The organism is Nostoc sp., from assembly GCF_036917815.1.
Taxonomy (GTDB): Bacteria; Cyanobacteriota; Cyanobacteriia; order Cyanobacteriales; family Nostocaceae; genus Nostoc.
On record NZ_JBALEK010000004.1, the window covers coordinates 65,727 to 80,189 of the forward strand.

At 43.3% G+C, this 14,463-nt stretch carries 16 protein-coding genes; 8 read left to right on the forward strand and 8 right to left on the reverse strand.

What is annotated here, in order from left to right; all coding sequences use genetic code 11:
* Positions 1-407: 407 nt before the first annotated feature.
* The 3 genes from V7K97_RS01155 to V7K97_RS01165 all read left to right on the forward strand — a co-directional run bounded on the left by V7K97_RS01155 (position 408) and on the right by V7K97_RS01165 (position 2,917).
* Positions 408-1,022 (forward strand): Uma2 family endonuclease, encoded by a 615-nt coding sequence (locus V7K97_RS01155; RefSeq protein WP_334798870.1) that lies wholly within the window; start codon positions 408-410, stop codon positions 1,020-1,022.
* Between the two features lie 265 nt (positions 1,023-1,287).
* Complete coding sequence (locus V7K97_RS01160) at positions 1,288-2,259, forward strand: ROK family protein (RefSeq protein ID WP_334798871.1); 972 nt, start codon at positions 1,288-1,290, stop codon at positions 2,257-2,259.
* A gap of 16 nt (positions 2,260-2,275) precedes the next feature.
* Positions 2,276-2,917, forward strand: a complete 642-nt coding sequence (locus tag V7K97_RS01165) for an HAD family hydrolase (protein ID WP_334798872.1) — start codon at positions 2,276-2,278, stop codon at positions 2,915-2,917.
* Here the strand turns inward: V7K97_RS01165 and V7K97_RS01170 are convergent.
* Positions 2,914-3,078 (reverse strand): hypothetical protein, encoded by a 165-nt coding sequence (locus V7K97_RS01170; protein WP_334798873.1) that lies wholly within the window; start codon positions 3,076-3,078, stop codon positions 2,914-2,916. The genes V7K97_RS01165 and V7K97_RS01170 overlap by 4 nt on opposite strands.
* 375 nt (positions 3,079-3,453) lie before the next feature.
* On the opposite strand from V7K97_RS01170, the gene V7K97_RS01175 reads away from it, so the two are divergent.
* The 5 genes from V7K97_RS01175 (at position 3,454) to V7K97_RS01195 (ending at position 8,306) form a co-directional block, all read left to right on the forward strand.
* The gene (locus V7K97_RS01175) at positions 3,454-4,416 is read left to right on the forward strand and encodes a TauD/TfdA dioxygenase family protein (RefSeq protein ID WP_334798874.1); all 963 of its coding nucleotides are present in this window, start codon (positions 3,454-3,456) and stop codon (positions 4,414-4,416) included.
* A 26-nt stretch (positions 4,417-4,442) separates the two neighbouring features.
* Complete coding sequence (locus V7K97_RS01180; RefSeq protein WP_334798875.1) at positions 4,443-4,658, forward strand: hypothetical protein; 216 nt, start codon at positions 4,443-4,445, stop codon at positions 4,656-4,658.
* A gap of 195 nt (positions 4,659-4,853) precedes the next feature.
* Positions 4,854-5,912 (forward strand): aliphatic sulfonate ABC transporter substrate-binding protein, encoded by a 1,059-nt coding sequence (locus V7K97_RS01185; RefSeq protein ID WP_334798876.1) that lies wholly within the window; start codon positions 4,854-4,856, stop codon positions 5,910-5,912.
* Between the two features lie 159 nt (positions 5,913-6,071).
* Positions 6,072-7,343, forward strand: a complete 1,272-nt coding sequence (locus V7K97_RS01190) for an MFS transporter (protein ID WP_334798877.1) — start codon at positions 6,072-6,074, stop codon at positions 7,341-7,343.
* A 168-nt stretch (positions 7,344-7,511) separates the two neighbouring features.
* The gene (locus V7K97_RS01195) at positions 7,512-8,306 is read left to right on the forward strand and encodes a hypothetical protein (RefSeq protein WP_334798878.1); all 795 of its coding nucleotides are present in this window, start codon (positions 7,512-7,514) and stop codon (positions 8,304-8,306) included.
* 72 nt (positions 8,307-8,378) lie between these two features.
* Here V7K97_RS01195 and V7K97_RS01200 read toward each other — a convergent pair whose 3' ends face one another.
* The 7 genes from V7K97_RS01200 to V7K97_RS01230 all read right to left on the reverse strand — a co-directional run bounded on the left by V7K97_RS01200 (position 8,379) and on the right by V7K97_RS01230 (position 14,368).
* Entirely contained in the window at positions 8,379-8,966 is a 588-nt protein-coding gene (locus tag V7K97_RS01200; RefSeq protein ID WP_334798879.1) for a Uma2 family endonuclease, read from the reverse strand.
* Positions 8,967-9,018: 52 nt separating this feature from the next.
* The gene (gene proB, locus V7K97_RS01205; RefSeq protein ID WP_334798880.1) at positions 9,019-10,128 is read right to left on the reverse strand and encodes a glutamate 5-kinase; all 1,110 of its coding nucleotides are present in this window, start codon (positions 10,126-10,128) and stop codon (positions 9,019-9,021) included.
* 361 nt (positions 10,129-10,489) lie between these two features.
* Complete coding sequence (locus V7K97_RS01210; RefSeq protein ID WP_334798881.1) at positions 10,490-11,029, reverse strand: YqeG family HAD IIIA-type phosphatase; 540 nt, start codon at positions 11,027-11,029, stop codon at positions 10,490-10,492.
* Between the two features lie 54 nt (positions 11,030-11,083).
* Positions 11,084-11,710, reverse strand: coding sequence for a hypothetical protein (locus tag V7K97_RS01215; protein ID WP_334798882.1), 627 nt, complete (start codon positions 11,708-11,710; stop codon positions 11,084-11,086).
* Positions 11,711-11,918: 208 nt separating this feature from the next.
* Entirely contained in the window at positions 11,919-12,491 is a 573-nt protein-coding gene (locus V7K97_RS01220; RefSeq protein ID WP_334798883.1) for a DUF3727 domain-containing protein, read from the reverse strand.
* Between the two features lie 142 nt (positions 12,492-12,633).
* Positions 12,634-13,131 carry a Holliday junction resolvase RuvX gene (gene ruvX / locus V7K97_RS01225; RefSeq protein WP_335151591.1) on the reverse strand — a complete coding sequence of 166 codons (498 nt, stop codon included), beginning with the start codon at positions 13,129-13,131 and terminating at the stop codon, positions 12,634-12,636.
* Complete coding sequence (locus tag V7K97_RS01230; RefSeq protein WP_334798885.1) at positions 13,112-14,368, reverse strand: GNAT family N-acetyltransferase; 1,257 nt, start codon at positions 14,366-14,368, stop codon at positions 13,112-13,114. The genes ruvX and V7K97_RS01230 overlap by 20 nt, the downstream gene beginning before the upstream one ends.
* Positions 14,369-14,463 lie beyond the last annotated feature (95 nt).

Sequence of the window (14,463 nt, forward strand, 5' to 3'; positions counted from 1 at the left end):
GTTTGTTGTCTCTAGGATGTTGCTTAGGGACTTCCAAATAAAAAACACTCAACCACCTAACGTAAAAATCTCTCAAATCCTTATTCCTCTGTGTCCTCTGCGCCTCTGCGGTAGCCTGCGGCAAGCCGCTTTGCGTCTACGTTAATTGGGATAATTTATTTCTTGGAAGTCCCTTAAATCACGGTGAACAGGGATTTCATCGTGGAGATAGCTTACTAGAACAAGCATTGATAGTTTCAATTTAATAGATAAAACTTGGCAATTGTGACAAATTGTTGCTAGTAAAGGCGCACTTACTAAATATCTAGCTGTGGCGATCGCATATTTCTACTTCCATGCAAAACTGAATTATTTCAACGGAAATTGTGAATATTTTGATAAAGTGAAACAGATGTGGAGGTAAGATTATGACCCAAGCCTTGCCCAAATTACTCACCTTCAATGAATTTAGCGAATGGTATCCTAACGATGGTAAACGCTATGAATTGCACAAGGGAGTAATTATTGAAATGCCGCCCCCAACAGGATCGCATGAAAAAGTTGTTGCGTTTTTGTCGCGAAAATTAACCGTGGAGTTTGATCGTCTTAATTTACCGTACGGAATTCCCAAAACCGCATTAGTCAAAACTCCTACTGCCGAATCCGCTTATTCGCCTGATGTTTTGCTGCTAAATCTTAATAATCTCGACAATGAACCGCTTTTTCAAAAACAGTCAACAGTAAGCCAAGCTGCATCAGTTCCAATAGTTATTGAAGTTGTTTCAACTAACTGGCGAGATGATTATTACAATAAATTTAGGGATTATGAAGAAATGGGCATTCCTGAATATTGGATTGCTGATTATGCTGCATTGGGCGCAAGAAAGTTGATTGGCAATCCTAAGCAACCTACTATTTTTGTCTGCGAATTAGTTGATGGTGAATATCAAATGACGCCGTTTCAAGGCAACACTGCAATTTCATCACCTACCTTTCCTCAATTAAATTTAACCGCGCAACAGATTTTTGATGCAGCTAACTAACGCATATCCTGCCATAATTTATTATTAATCTGTACTAAATCTGTTCTGACCGCCCATTAAGAGCTTTATTTAATCTGACAAAAGCACTTTCGTATATAGCGGTTCTCGGTTGAGTGAGGTACAAGAACCCCACCCCCAACCCCCTCCCCGCTCTTCGAGAGGGGGCTTAAGATGTACCTCACTAGATTGAGAAACGCTATAGCAATCTATTATTGCTCGAGTGCCAGAAAATGTGCGATCGCATTTATTGGAAAGGTTAAAAACCATGACATTAATTTTAGCTCTCGATTTTGGCGGAACTAAGCTAGCAGCAGCATTGGTAAATGTTGGTTCGAGAAAGTGGTTGCGTTATGAACGTCGTCTCTCGCCAGTAAATGCAGATGCTAGTACTGACTTGGAAATAATGCGATCGCTAATTTACTCTCTGCTGGAAGGTACAAAACCTGCTGCGATCGGTGTCAGCTTTGGCGGCCCAGTTGACGCTGACACGGGGACGGTGCGACTATCTCATCATGTCGCTGGATGGGAAAATATTCCTCTCAAAGCCTTGTTGGAGGAGGAGTTTGGCGTTCCTGTTGGTGTAGACAATGATGCCAATGTTGCTGCTTTGGGTGAACACCGTTTTGGTGCGGGACAAGGATACGATAGCCTGTTTTATATTACTGTCAGCACTGGCGTGGGTGGTGGTTGGATACTCAACGGCCAGCCTTGGCGGGGTGCTGGTGGAATGGCTGGCGAAATTGGACATATTGTTGTAGATCCTGCTGGGCCAGTTTGTTTGTGTGGTAAGCGGGGATGTGTGGAACGTTTGGCTTCTGGGCCTTATATGGTGCAAAATGTTAGAGAAATTTTGGAGAACGAACCGCAGAGGCGCGGAGGACTCAGAGATGGAGAGGTTTTGAGGGGTTTGGTGGGGGATGATTTAACTTTGCTGACGGGGCAGTTGGTAAGTGAGGCGGCGGCTGGTGGTGATGATTTGGCTAAGGAAGTTTTGCATAAGGCTGCTTGGGCGCTGGGTGTGGGTATTGGCAATGTGGCGAATTTGATGAATCCGCAGCGCTTTGTGTTGGGAGGCGGTGTAACCAAAGCAGGGGAGGATTTTTGGCGGGTGGTGCGTCAGGTGGCGCGGGAAACGGCTTTACCGGAGGTTGATTTTGCAATTGTGCCGGCGGTGCTGGGGGATGATGCGCCATTGTGGGGCGGTGTGGCGATCGCTTCTATGACAATAAATGAGTGAGGTGTGGAGCATATAAGTGCAAACAGAATTAGTTATTTTTGATTGTGATGGAGTATTAGTAGATAGCGAAGGATTAGGCAATCGCGTTCTTGTGGAATTTGTCGCTGAGTTTGGGCTGGCAATGAAACTTGAAGAAGCCATTTTGTTATTTAAAGGTTGCAAAATGGCTGATTGTGTTGCTGTCATTGAGCAAAAACTTGGGAAAAAGATGTCGCCAGATTTTGTAACTCAGCTTCGTACCCGCACTGCTGAAGCATTCGAGCGTGAACTACGTCCTGTAGAAGGAATAGAAGCAGCTTTAGACAAGATTAATCTACCTATTTGCGTTGCTTCCAGTGGTCCACCGGAAAAAATTAAGTTAGCTTTACGTGTAACTAACCTACTGCCTCGATTTGAAGGACGTATCTTTAGCTCATATCAAATTGGAAGTTGGAAGCCAGCACCTGACTTATTCTTATATGCCGCTAAAAATATGGGAATTCAAGCTGCATCCTGTACGGTTGTAGAAGATAGCGTTTTGGGTGTAAGTGCAGGTGTTGCTGCTGGGATGAGAGTTTTAGGTTACACCGAGCAAAGTGAGGCTGCTCTACTTGAGGCATCTGGGGCGCGTGTCTTTTACTCTATGTACCAACTGCCTTCTTTGTTGTCACACCATTAGCCAGTAGGGTGGAATGTCATTATATCACCATGACCGAATGGCGCTAAGAAAAGATACAGCCCTTGCTCTGACTGGTTTCCAGCCTGGAGGCTGGGAACCCATTCTGGGGGGCTGCCGCCTCCAGTAGCTTGACGAGAGGCAGCAGCCCATTCAGAATACATTCCCATCCTCCAGGCTGGGAACGAGGTGACACAAGCCTTTGGGCTTTTTTTAGTGCCATTCCACCATGACAAAAATCGATTGGCAGGACTAGACTTAGACCGCTATGTATATATGTTGACGGCACGCACTGCATCAATAAGCAAAAGAAGGATATGGCGATCGCACTTTCACAGATGAGGCGCTATAAACTTCTCGTTATTCCAGCAATCTAAAAATATGGTAAGTTTATACTACTGCAAGTTGATCGGATTAGTGTATGATACTGGCAGCGATGATCGCTTCCTTGAGAATTTTGCTCGCACTTAATAGCAAAATTCTTAAAGAAACGGACGAGTGCGAACACCACCATCTAAATCAAACTCTGGAGAATCTACATGGGCTACAAACATATTGAAGTCAAACAAGTAGCTGGTTTCATCGGTGCCGAAATCGGTAACGTAGACCTTTCCCGTCCTCTGAATGATGATCAAGTCAAAGAAATTCGGAAAGCACTATTGAAGTGGAAAGTCGTGTTCTTTCGTGGACAGAACATCGATCATGCTGCCCAGGTTGAATTCACATCTCGTTTTGGCGAAGTGACTTTCGCGCATCCACTGGGAGAGCCAGAACCAGTTCCGGGATTTCCACAGATCAAACCCGTAGATCGTAGCCTCTATGAGAAGCAGTACGGTTTTCGCACTGGAGGCCCCTGGCACACAGACGTAACAGCAGCGATCAACCCGCCAGCAGCGTCAATTTTACGTGCAGTTAATGTCCCTAGCTTTGGTGGTGACACTCAGTGGAGTAATTTAGTTGCAGCTTATGAGGGTCTATCAGCACCTCTGCGATCGCTAGCAGACACATTGAAGGCTGAACATCGCTTCAATGGCGGTGGGTATCAACCCCGCAACAATAAGTTTGCCGAGCGCATCGCCGTTAATCCACTAGTCTCAATTCACCCAGTAGTCAGGGTTCATCCTGAGACTGGTGAGCGGGCGTTGTTCGTTAACCCTGGCTTTGTCTCGCACATTGTTGACGTGTCACCACAAGAAAGCAAGCTGCTGCTTGAGTTGTTCTTCAACCAAATCACCAAGCCCGCTTATACCACCCGTTTCCGTTGGAACAACGGCGATATCGCCTTCTGGGATAACCGCGCCACTGTGCATTTAGCTCCTCAAGATTTAGATCATTTGGATGTTGAGCGTCTGCTGTATCGCACCACCATTACTGGCGATGTTCCAGTTGGACTTGATGGTTTCCGCTCAGAAGTGGTTCAAGGTGAGGCGTTCAGTTCAGAAGTACCAACCATCTTTAAGCAGAAAGCTGAGTCTAAAGAAGCACAACCAGTGCTTTCGTAAGCTACAAAGTGCAAGGAGAAATTTTTATGACATTTACTGCAACACGGATTGAGATTACGCCTACTGGAGCAGCTTTAGGAGCAGTTGTTACTGGTGTTGACGCCAGTCTTGCAGCACAACCAGAAGTAATTCTACAACTCAAGCAGGCATGGCGCGATCGCCACATCCTGATCTTCAAAAATCAACAATTGACTGACGGTGAGACAAGCCTTTGGGCTTTTCTTAGTGCCATTCGGTTGTGAATTCTTTCCAATACAAAACTTTACTCCCCCTTTTCTTCTCAACTTTAGAGAGCATAGGGGGTTAATTAACAGCACCCAATAAGCTAACCAATACTCATTTTCACTCATCTTTCCTCATCTTCTTTTTTAGTAAACTCGGTCAGCTTACAGAGATTTTGCTCCCATCGTATCAGCGTCAAAATGAGGTAGAAAGCTATGGTCAGAAGGCAAATTGGAAAGTACTCAATATCCAGGCGTGATTTACTTTACACTTTTTATGGGTTAGCGTCTTTTACTGCCTTAGTCAGTTGTGGAACAAACAACGGCAGTACAAACTTCAGTACTAATGCCACTAGTAATAATAAAGCCAGTACCAAGCTCGTTCGACTTGGCTACCAAGTTGCTGGGGATCTAACCCACGAAAAAGGCACGATCGAAAAACGGTTGGCTCCTCAAGGAATAGGTGTTACTTGGTCTCAATTTGTGTCTGGACCTCCGCTTTTGGAAGCCTTAAATGTGGGTAGCATTGACCTTGGGCCTGCTGGCGAAACGCCACCCATTTTTGCTCAGGCAGCTGGTACTAATCTGATTTATGTAGTTAATACCCCGCCAGGTACTGGAGAAGGTTCAGCAATTGTTGTCCTAAAGGATTCTCCAATCCAAACATTGGCAGGTCTTAAAGGTAAAAAAGTTGCTTATTCTAGAGGGACGGCTCAGACCTTTTTTGTGGTGAAAGCGTTTGAAGAGATCGGGCTAAAAATCAGTGATATTGAATCAGTGAATTTAACCATTGCAGATGGAAGAGCAGCGTTTTTGAACAAGACGGTTGATGCCTTTGTAGAAGGTGATCCTAGTCTGATCAAGCTGCAACGGGAAGGCACTATCCGAGTCTTACGAGACGCGCAAGGAATTAAGACCCCAGGAGGTTATTACCTAGCCTCACGAGATTTTGCAATTAATAATGCTGAACTCTTGAAAGCAATTTTGTCAGAGTACTACGAAGTTGGGCAGTGGGCAAACAAAAACAGGCGGGCTGCTGCCGAAATCCTCGCACCGAAGGTCAAGACTGATGTCGATACTATGGAGTTGACGCTGACGAGAAGAAAATATGACATGAAATCAATTACTGAGGAAGTAATTAGCGCTCAACAAAAGGTTGCGGATCTTCTGTATGAACTAAAAGTTGTGCCAAAACAAGTCGATGTTAAAGGAGCAACCTTAACTGCCCAGCAGTATGCAGCGATTACACCAGATGCCCTTAGAAATAAGGCTTAATCTTGGAATCAGCAACCTTGCTACAAAACCAGACGCGATGCCCTTCGACAGGCTCAGGGTAAGACCTGGGGCGGTAAACTACGCAATTATCCGATAATTATTAGTAAAACTAAATATTAGTTAATCTAAGATTCAGTAGAACATAATAGAACTGCCCTGATGAAAATTTGGAACAGACAACTAGGCGATCGCGTAAGTAATATCATTTACCAGCATTTACCCGCCTTTCGCTGGCGTAATTTTCGCCTGTTTTTTGGTGGACAGTTACTATCAATGTCTGGGACATTTATGACCCAGCAATTAACTATTCCTTGGCTGGTATACGATTTAACTAAATCGGCTTGGTTGTTGGGAGTTGCAGGCTTTGTACAATTTTTACCTACCTTATTAGTGATTCCCTTTTCGGGCGTATTGTCCGATCGCTGGAGTCGTCGTGATTTGTTAATGCTAGTGCAGATATTGGGAATTAGCGTTTCCCTGGCATTAACGATTCTTACCTTTAGGAATTGGATGACGTTTCCCATCCTATTGGTACTGAGTGTTCTCAATGGTTTGCTCAAGGGATTAGATATGCCCGTGCGTCATACAATCGTCACCGAAACCGTAGACGATCGCACTGATTGGGGCAATGCGATTGCCTTGAATTCAGTGATGTTAAGTTCCTCGCTGGTATTGGGGCCCGCTATGGGCGGGATTTTGATTGCGACGCTAGGGGTGAAATATTGTTTTCTTTACGATACTCTCAGCTATATCCCTGCCATCTTTACCCTGCTAGCGATGCGGCTGAAAGTCAGATCCATGCAAACCCTTACGAGCCTTAGCGATACTTTGCAGAAATTGCGAGAGGGCTTTGAATATGTCTCCAAATTCCAGCCCATTAGAGCAATTTTATTAGTACTGGCCTTACAAGGTTTAGTCGGGATGTCTCATGTCGCGCTCATGCCCATCTTCGCGGCTAAGATTTTAAATGGGGATGCAACTACGATGGCTCACCTGAGTACCTCAGCGCCGATTGGCTCGTTGTTTGCTTGTTTGTATCTTAGTATTAGGCGAGGGATTGCGGGCTTAGAGCGTTTGATTGTAGTCGCTCAAGTCTTGATTGGGATAAGTCTGATTTCCTTCTCACTATCGCGTCAAGTTGGATTATCCATAATCATACTGGTGTTTACAGGCTGCTTTTCCATCCTGCTGATTACCAGTAGTAATATGATTATCCAAACCCTAGTTGCCGAAGATAAGCGCGGACGGGTGATGAGTTTTTATGCCCTAGCAATGGTGGGTATGATGCCCTTTGGAAATCTGTTAGCTGGAACTTTGGCAGATAATTTTGGTGCGACTAATGCCTTGATTGTCTGTGGCAGTCTAAATATCTTAGGTGCGCTATGGTTCTCTCCACAATTGCCAGCAGTGAGCCGTTGGATTAATCGTTAACCCTCTTCTATCACTTTGGGGAAAGAAAAATAAATGTAGGTTGGGTGGAACGGAGTGAAACCCAACAATACCGAGGTTTTTGGGTGTTGGGTTTCCTTCCTCAACCCAACCTACGCCTAAATTAGACAGGAATAATAGTATTTTTTACAGTTCATCATCTGGTGAATTATGACATTTAACCAATTTACGCTCCTGACATTGAGAGTAGTTACACTCAGCGTACTCGTTTTAAGCATATCTGGTGTCTTAAGCCGAGCGGTTCAACAGCCATTAAAAAGTTTTGTTGAAGGCAATATCAAATTTACCAGTAGTGATGCTATATCATCTTCTGTAGAAAAACGCCCTAACCATAATGAGAAGATTTATGTTAGTCCATTAGCGATCGCAGCAAAACACATCTTGAACACGATGCGGGAGACCCACTATACCCACAAAACCTTCGTTGATAAAATCAATGGAGTTTACGATCTAGATTGTTCTGGATTTGTAGGTTATGTGTTGAATCAGATTGCACCTGAATATCTGGCGCTGATTCCCAAGGAACCGAAACAGCCTAGGCCGCGTGCCTTTAAATACTACGAATACTTTCATCAATTGCAACAACACTCTACTTCGGTACGGGAATGGAAGGCAATCAACCAACTCATGGATGCAATGCCTGGTGACATTATCGCCTGGGCAATGGAACCGATTACTGAACACGCGGATACAGGACACGTCATGTTTGTGGCGGCAAAACCTGTGATGAACTCCAATGGCACGGTTAGCGTAACGGTTTATGATTCAAGTGCTATTCGCCATAATGATGACACGCGCTCACCGGATAGTACTGGAATAGGTTGCGGTACGATTGTGTTTCGGGTCGATACTAACGGCGCTCCTGTGGCGTTTCAGTTCAACACTAGGGTAAAATTTCATCAATTGCCGATTGCTATTGGCAGGAGCAAAATATATGAACGTTAACAAATTTTTTCCCATTTTTTGCCCCACAAATTACAACACTAATATCCCATATTATTGCGTTTAAACCTACTATTACTGTTGAATATTTTTACGAAACTCCCTAATTGCTTGCAACGGAGATGATAACAAAACACAACGATTGAGTAGAGATAAATCTAATTCTGCTAATAGCTCACTTTTAACAACTTTCTCATATTCTTGTTCTCGTAAGCAGTAGACTTCAATTGTGCCATCTTCCCAAAACCAAACTTCCGGGACTTGCATCAATTTGTACTTCTGTAGCTTGATGGGACTACCGCTAGTAATCACTACTTCAATACAGAGGTCTGGTATAGGTTTGTCGGTTCCAAAGCAATAAGATAAGTCAGCTTGATATTCTACTATCTTGGGAACAATCTGGCTAAAACTCCCACTGGGGAAAAATTCAATACCCTTGACTTCAAAATAAGTAATCAGAAGTGCAGCGATTAAACACTTAATCGCCTCATGAGGCTTACCAATAGTCACTATTTCTAAGACTCCATCACAATAAAACAGCCGCACTCCTGGTACATTTTCAAAGCTAGCTTGAATCGCTTTAAACTGTTCCCAACTTAACCCATGTCGAAAGAAGCGTTGTTCTTCTGGTAAGTTAACAGCATTTTCTAACGTTTGAGTCATAATATTTTTTACTCTCTTAGTTAGTACTCAAAAAAATTATCTAATTTCCATTTTAAGTCAAAACCAAATTATCCCGGTGAATCACGGTTTCTGCACCGACATAACCTAAAATTGTAGAAATTTCTCGTGAATGACACCCACGAATCTTTTGCAGTTCATTGCTGTTGTAATTGACAAGTCCTCTAGCAATTTCGTTACCGTTGCTGTCACACAATTGCACTGCTTCTTGTGTATCAAATTCTCCTTCTACTACTTTAATTCCAGCAGCTAATAAGGATTTTCCCGCTAGAGAAATTGCCGCGATCGCACCTTCATCTAAATACAATTTTCCCGCAGGTAAAAGTCCGTAAGCTATCCAACGTTTCCGCGCCGAAGTTGGTTCCGGTTGGGGTTCAAAATGCGTCCCAATCAGTTCACCTTGGATAATTTTCTCGATATTCCGGGGAAATCGCCCTTGGGTAATTACGGTACGCACTCCCGCCGCGATCGCAATCCTTGCAGCCGAAATTTTTGTTGCCATACCACCAGTACCCCACTGGGAACCTTGGGAACTTGTTTGTATCTGTAATTCTGCCAATTCTTTAATGCTACTAACTAAAGCGATCGGTCGCGCATCTGGTACAGAACGCGGATCGGCTGAGTACAACCTATCAACATCGGTGAGCAAAAATAGCCAATCTGCTTCTACTAAGCTGGCAACCAATGCCGAAAGGGTGTCATTATCACCAAATTTTAGTTCGTCTATTGCTACGGTATCATTTTCATTGACTATGGGGATCACTCCCAGTCCCAGTAGTTCTTGAAAGGTGTTGTAGGCGTTGAGATAGCGGCTGCGCTGTACTAAGTCACTGCGTGTCAGTAATACTTGAGCGATCGCCTGTTGCAGAGTAGTAAATAAATCATCATATATCCGAATTAACCTGCCTTGTCCAACTGCTGCTACAGCCTGTTTCAGTGCGATCGCTTTAGGACGTTCAGTTAAACCCAACCGCGCACAACCTACCCCCACAGCACCAGAGGAAACCAAAATTACCCGATGTCCTTGGTGTCTTAAATGGCAGAGTGTCTCCGCTAAAGTAGCGATGGTAGAAAGTGCTAATTGTCCCGTTTCTGGTTGAGTTAGGCTAGAAGTGCCGATTTTGACAACAATTGTTAATGACATCTTTCAATTTTAGATTTTAGATTTTAGATTTTAGATTTCAGATTAGACATCTTGCATAAGTTTTTTAGACCCCTACCCTAAAGCACGCGCCAGATAAACAGACTAAAGCCAATGGAAACAAGCTTTTAGGCTTTAAATCTACCCACATTAGATTCAATCCAAAATCCAAAATCTAAAATCCAAAATTATAAAGCGCCAATCCCTCTATAGTGAAGGTTGACGCTTTACGGGGTATATTTACTTAGTATGAGTTAGGGTCTTTTTTGGCTGACCCCATGTTATTAATACTTATGATCCCCGATTTTTGAATCACATTCAGATTCCTTAATTATTTCTTTAGATTTACTTTCCTGACGATTTCTCAACTTTTGTGAATCTTCCTTTTCTTAGGGGTAATAGAGGCTCCCAGAATTTCAGATATCCAAACTTCAAAGTTGCGGACGGGATGAGAGCGCAGAGCTGCATCGCCATGAACAATCGGTTCGACTAAAATGGTAAACATTCCCAGGCGATTACCTGCGATGACATCGGTAAACAAGCGATCGCCTACCATCCCCACTTGATGCACTGGTAGGTCCATTGTCCTCACTGCTGCCCTAATTTTGCGGCGGGAAGGCTTGGCTGCACCCAAATAGTAAGGTAGATTGAGCGATCGCGCAATTCCACCAATTCGTGCTTCACTCAGGTTGTTACTCACCAAGCACAGTGCAGTACAGGTGCGAATTTGCTCCACCCACTCTCGTAGTTCTGGGGAAGCCATCCCCACTGTAAAGGGTACCAAAGTTTCATCTACATCCAATACCAGCCCCTTCAGCCCGTATTGTTGGATAATATCTGGTGTTAGCTTCAATACTGAACCCTCTAAAATCAAGTCAGGCTGTAAAAGATTGTTCCAGGTCATAGTCAACAGTCAAATTTAAGTAGCTCTAGACAAATGAGCATAACCCAATATAGTTTAGTTAGTCGAACTCCATCCTGGCATATCTCCCTGAACACTTTGAGATAAAATCCCTAAAATATTATCTATATCTTTGATGTAATAATTACTCAAATCAATAAATACATCGTTTTCTTCTAACTTCAAAAACTTCCAAATATCACCCGTTGTTACCGCGCCGTAAATTTTTCTGATTTCATTTCCTTCTTGTTTATTAAACAATTGTGCTGCCAACATTGCGGCCGCACATTGACCTAATCCACCTTTAATATTTTCATTCTTGGCTTCAATAATAACCACCACAGGCACATTAATTGTTAGTTGCTCTTTAGAACGACTGATGATAAAGTCACAGTATCCATTCAGACCATTTTCTGGATCTACATTAAAATCTGTTCCCGAAAATAAACTAATTGGATAATTAGCCCTGCGTCTTACTTCCAACAATATCGGAGTGATAATCATTTCGGAACGAGCTTTTTCAGTATTAATTGCTAAAGCCAGTTCTGTAGTTTCTTCTAAAGAATTTTTGAGTTTCTCACTTGCCTGTAAAGGTTCTATGTCGGCGCATAAATCAGTTTCTTCATCAATGCGGATGCTGAATGACTTTTTAAATTTACTTAATGTAAAGTCGCTATAAGCCATTTTCAGCACCTTATACCGATTTTGGAATTTTAGATTGAAAATCCTTACCAAAGTCTTTTTTCCAGAATCTTAAACAATACTAATAGTCCCAATTTAGTGTCAATGTTTGATTATTTCCACATTTAATGGGACATGGAAGAAGGTTTAAGTAGATTGCGATTACATTAAAAAATTCAAAATGAAAATATAACATTTTGAATTTTGAATTTTATTCAACTTCATTAAAAAGATGTTCTTCTAACAGAGGTTGCACTTCACGAAACTCCTCTGGAGAAAGTAATTCCGCTTCACCTGTTTTCGCTATTCGGGCAAAAAACAACAGGGGATCGAGGGGTGTATAAATTGCATACTCCTGATCTTCATCATAGAAGCTAGCGAGTAACTGTAATTGCTCAGGCTCTAAATCTGCCTCTTCATCTTCGATTTCTAAGGTGAAGAGTTCTGATTCATCAACTGGCGGTAAATCACCTTCAACAGTCAAAGCATAAGCTGTGTTCTTCAATATTAGGTTCTGCTCAGATAGTACAGCTTGGGCATTAGCAAAAATTTGCTCAATGATGGCGTCATCTTCTACCAGAACTGCTTCTTCTTCCTCACCGTCACCTTCCCAAGAAAAAATTTCTACAGGTGAGTCTACAGGAAGAAGTAAAACGTATTCTTGCTCATCAACCTCAAGGCGATGCTCTACGTAACAGTCGAGCGATCGCCCTTTGTCATCGGTTAAAGTGATGGAACCCGCATGAGCGTTATCATTTTCTTCAGGAAATGGAGAGGAAAACATAGCCGAAATGTAGAAATTTAATAAATACCAGCAACTGGGAAAATCGCTTAACTAGATTAATGACATATTATGTCAACCAAATAGCTTTACACGTAGATGCAACTGCTGGCTAATCGTTTTTAGAATATCATGTTGAAAGGTATCAATATTCAATAGCCGCAACTGAACTGCGGGAACTGGCACGCTTCACATCCAGCCATTGTTGCAAAATCAAAGCGGCTGCCTTGCGATCAATCAAACCTTTATGGCGTGACGGGGAGCGGTTCTCAGCTATCAGCAGTTGCTCTGCTTGAAATGAAGTTAATCGCTCATCCATATATTCCACAGGCAGATTTAGCGCCCTAGAAAGTCTTTTAGTAAATTTCTGAACTTGACGTGCCTGAAATCCTAGTGAGCCATCCATTGAATAAGGTAAACCCATAACTAGAAGTTGCACCTCACGTTCATTGACTATTTGGCGGATTTGCTCGACATCCTGCTCAAAAGATGTGCGCTCAATTGTGGTGATTCCCGTGGCAATTAAACCCGTGCGATCGCACCCGGCCACGCCAATGCGCTTGCGACCAAAATCTAGTCCCAACGCTGAAATAAACGGTTTTGGTTGCCCCTGGGATATCACACTAATTCTCCTGCTGTGCATCTGCTGATTCAGAAATCGGCGATGCTTCAATACTAGGGTTTTTTCCCGAAAAGTTAATCGGTTCTGACTTGCTAGGCAGTGGTTTATCTGACGATGGCAGCTTTCCTGGTTGTATCCATGACATCCCACCTGGTATAGGTTTACGTGTCGGTTGTAAACCTTGCAACATATCAGTCCACTGGATTCCTTCTAAGGAAACAAATTTAGACTCCCGTAGCTTGTGCCACACAGAGCGAGACATAACTAATGTATGTTCTATACGTTTCGCCCCAATTCGCTCCAAATACTCTTCTCGTTCTGCCTGATAGTCTGAGGAAGCTAGTTGTAACCCTTGTTGGGGAAAATCTTGGGCAATCCGAGCCAGCTGAGATAACAATTCTGGATATAGCCAGGTGTAAGCAGGATGAACCGTCAGCGTTGCAGCATGAGGAACTTCACCATTCCGATCAAGTTGCACCTGAAAATAGCCGATCGCCGCTTTGCGTTGGGGTTCAAACACGTAACCACTGATTACTTCCATTTTGGTCAGCCATTGCTTCACTGCATCAGTTAAAGCGCCGAACAAACTGGTTTTAAAGTCGCGGGTATTGCGGTCAAAAACCTGACGTACCAAAGGTGGCATCGATGCCGTATCTAATTGATATAGCAATTGGGCATCAGCATTACTCACTGGCAAGAGGTTGGGCAAATCTGGCTCTGCTTGTGCCAATTCAGCCAGTAATTCTGGCCCAATTTCCCAGTATGTCATTTCTGCCAGACGCTGAAATCCATTTTGTCGATATAATGCCAGCGCCTCAATGTCATTGATGTTAACTTCCAGTAACCAAGTGCGAGCTTCCAACATCGATTCAAAGCAATGACGCAAAAGTTGCGAACCAATTCCTTGTTTATCGACACCACGCTCTAGTAACACTTGATCAATTCGCCAAGTACTGCGTGTCCGGTTAAAGGGTGACACTTGAATCATTCCTAGAAGTATCCGCCCTTGTTCTGCAACATAAGCACAGAGGCGATACTGGAGCGGGTTAGGAAACCAACTCAAAAATTTGAGCAATCCATACCAGCGACGCAGCATGAGCATCTGGCTGATGGCAAAACCTGCTCCCTTGGGAGTTAGGGCTGCGAATGACTCTTGAGTTATGCGCTCAATGCCGTCCAGATCCCGGTATTGGACTGGTCGGATAACAACGCTGAGGTTTCTGGGAAGTAATGAAGTCATTTTTATTCGAGCCGACATTTAGCCTTAACTAACTGCTCTTAAAAGGAACTGCTGCAATAATCTTAACTAGTTTCTGCTCTCTACTATTGTGCCAAAAGGGTGATTCTAGTAAC

Bases quoted from the DNA above. Each gene is read 5' to 3' on its own strand.
- V7K97_RS01195 (WP_334798878.1), top strand. From the start codon at position 7,512: ATGACATTTAACCAATTTACGCTCCTGACATTGAGAGTAGTTACACTC.
- V7K97_RS01180 (WP_334798875.1), top strand. From the start codon at position 4,443: ATGACATTTACTGCAACACGGATTGAGATTACGCCTACTGGAGCAGCT.
- V7K97_RS01170 (WP_334798873.1), bottom strand. From the start codon at position 3,078: ATGTATTCTGAATGGGCTGCTGCCTCTCGTCAAGCTACTGGAGGCGGC.
- ruvX (WP_335151591.1), bottom strand. From the start codon at position 13,131: ATGCACAGCAGGAGAATTAGTGTGATATCCCAGGGGCAACCAAAACCG.
- V7K97_RS01230 (WP_334798885.1), bottom strand. From the start codon at position 14,368: ATGTCGGCTCGAATAAAAATGACTTCATTACTTCCCAGAAACCTCAGC.
- V7K97_RS01190 (WP_334798877.1), top strand. From the start codon at position 6,072: ATGAAAATTTGGAACAGACAACTAGGCGATCGCGTAAGTAATATCATT.
- V7K97_RS01155 (WP_334798870.1), top strand. From the start codon at position 408: ATGACCCAAGCCTTGCCCAAATTACTCACCTTCAATGAATTTAGCGAA.
- V7K97_RS01220 (WP_334798883.1), bottom strand. From the start codon at position 12,491: ATGTTTTCCTCTCCATTTCCTGAAGAAAATGATAACGCTCATGCGGGT.
- V7K97_RS01175 (WP_334798874.1), top strand. From the start codon at position 3,454: ATGGGCTACAAACATATTGAAGTCAAACAAGTAGCTGGTTTCATCGGT.
- proB (WP_334798880.1), bottom strand. From the start codon at position 10,128: ATGTCATTAACAATTGTTGTCAAAATCGGCACTTCTAGCCTAACTCAA.
- V7K97_RS01200 (WP_334798879.1), bottom strand. From the start codon at position 8,966: ATGACTCAAACGTTAGAAAATGCTGTTAACTTACCAGAAGAACAACGC.
- V7K97_RS01185 (WP_334798876.1), top strand. From the start codon at position 4,854: ATGGTCAGAAGGCAAATTGGAAAGTACTCAATATCCAGGCGTGATTTA.
- V7K97_RS01215 (WP_334798882.1), bottom strand. From the start codon at position 11,710: ATGGCTTATAGCGACTTTACATTAAGTAAATTTAAAAAGTCATTCAGC.
- V7K97_RS01210 (WP_334798881.1), bottom strand. From the start codon at position 11,029: ATGACCTGGAACAATCTTTTACAGCCTGACTTGATTTTAGAGGGTTCA.
- V7K97_RS01160 (WP_334798871.1), top strand. From the start codon at position 1,288: ATGACATTAATTTTAGCTCTCGATTTTGGCGGAACTAAGCTAGCAGCA.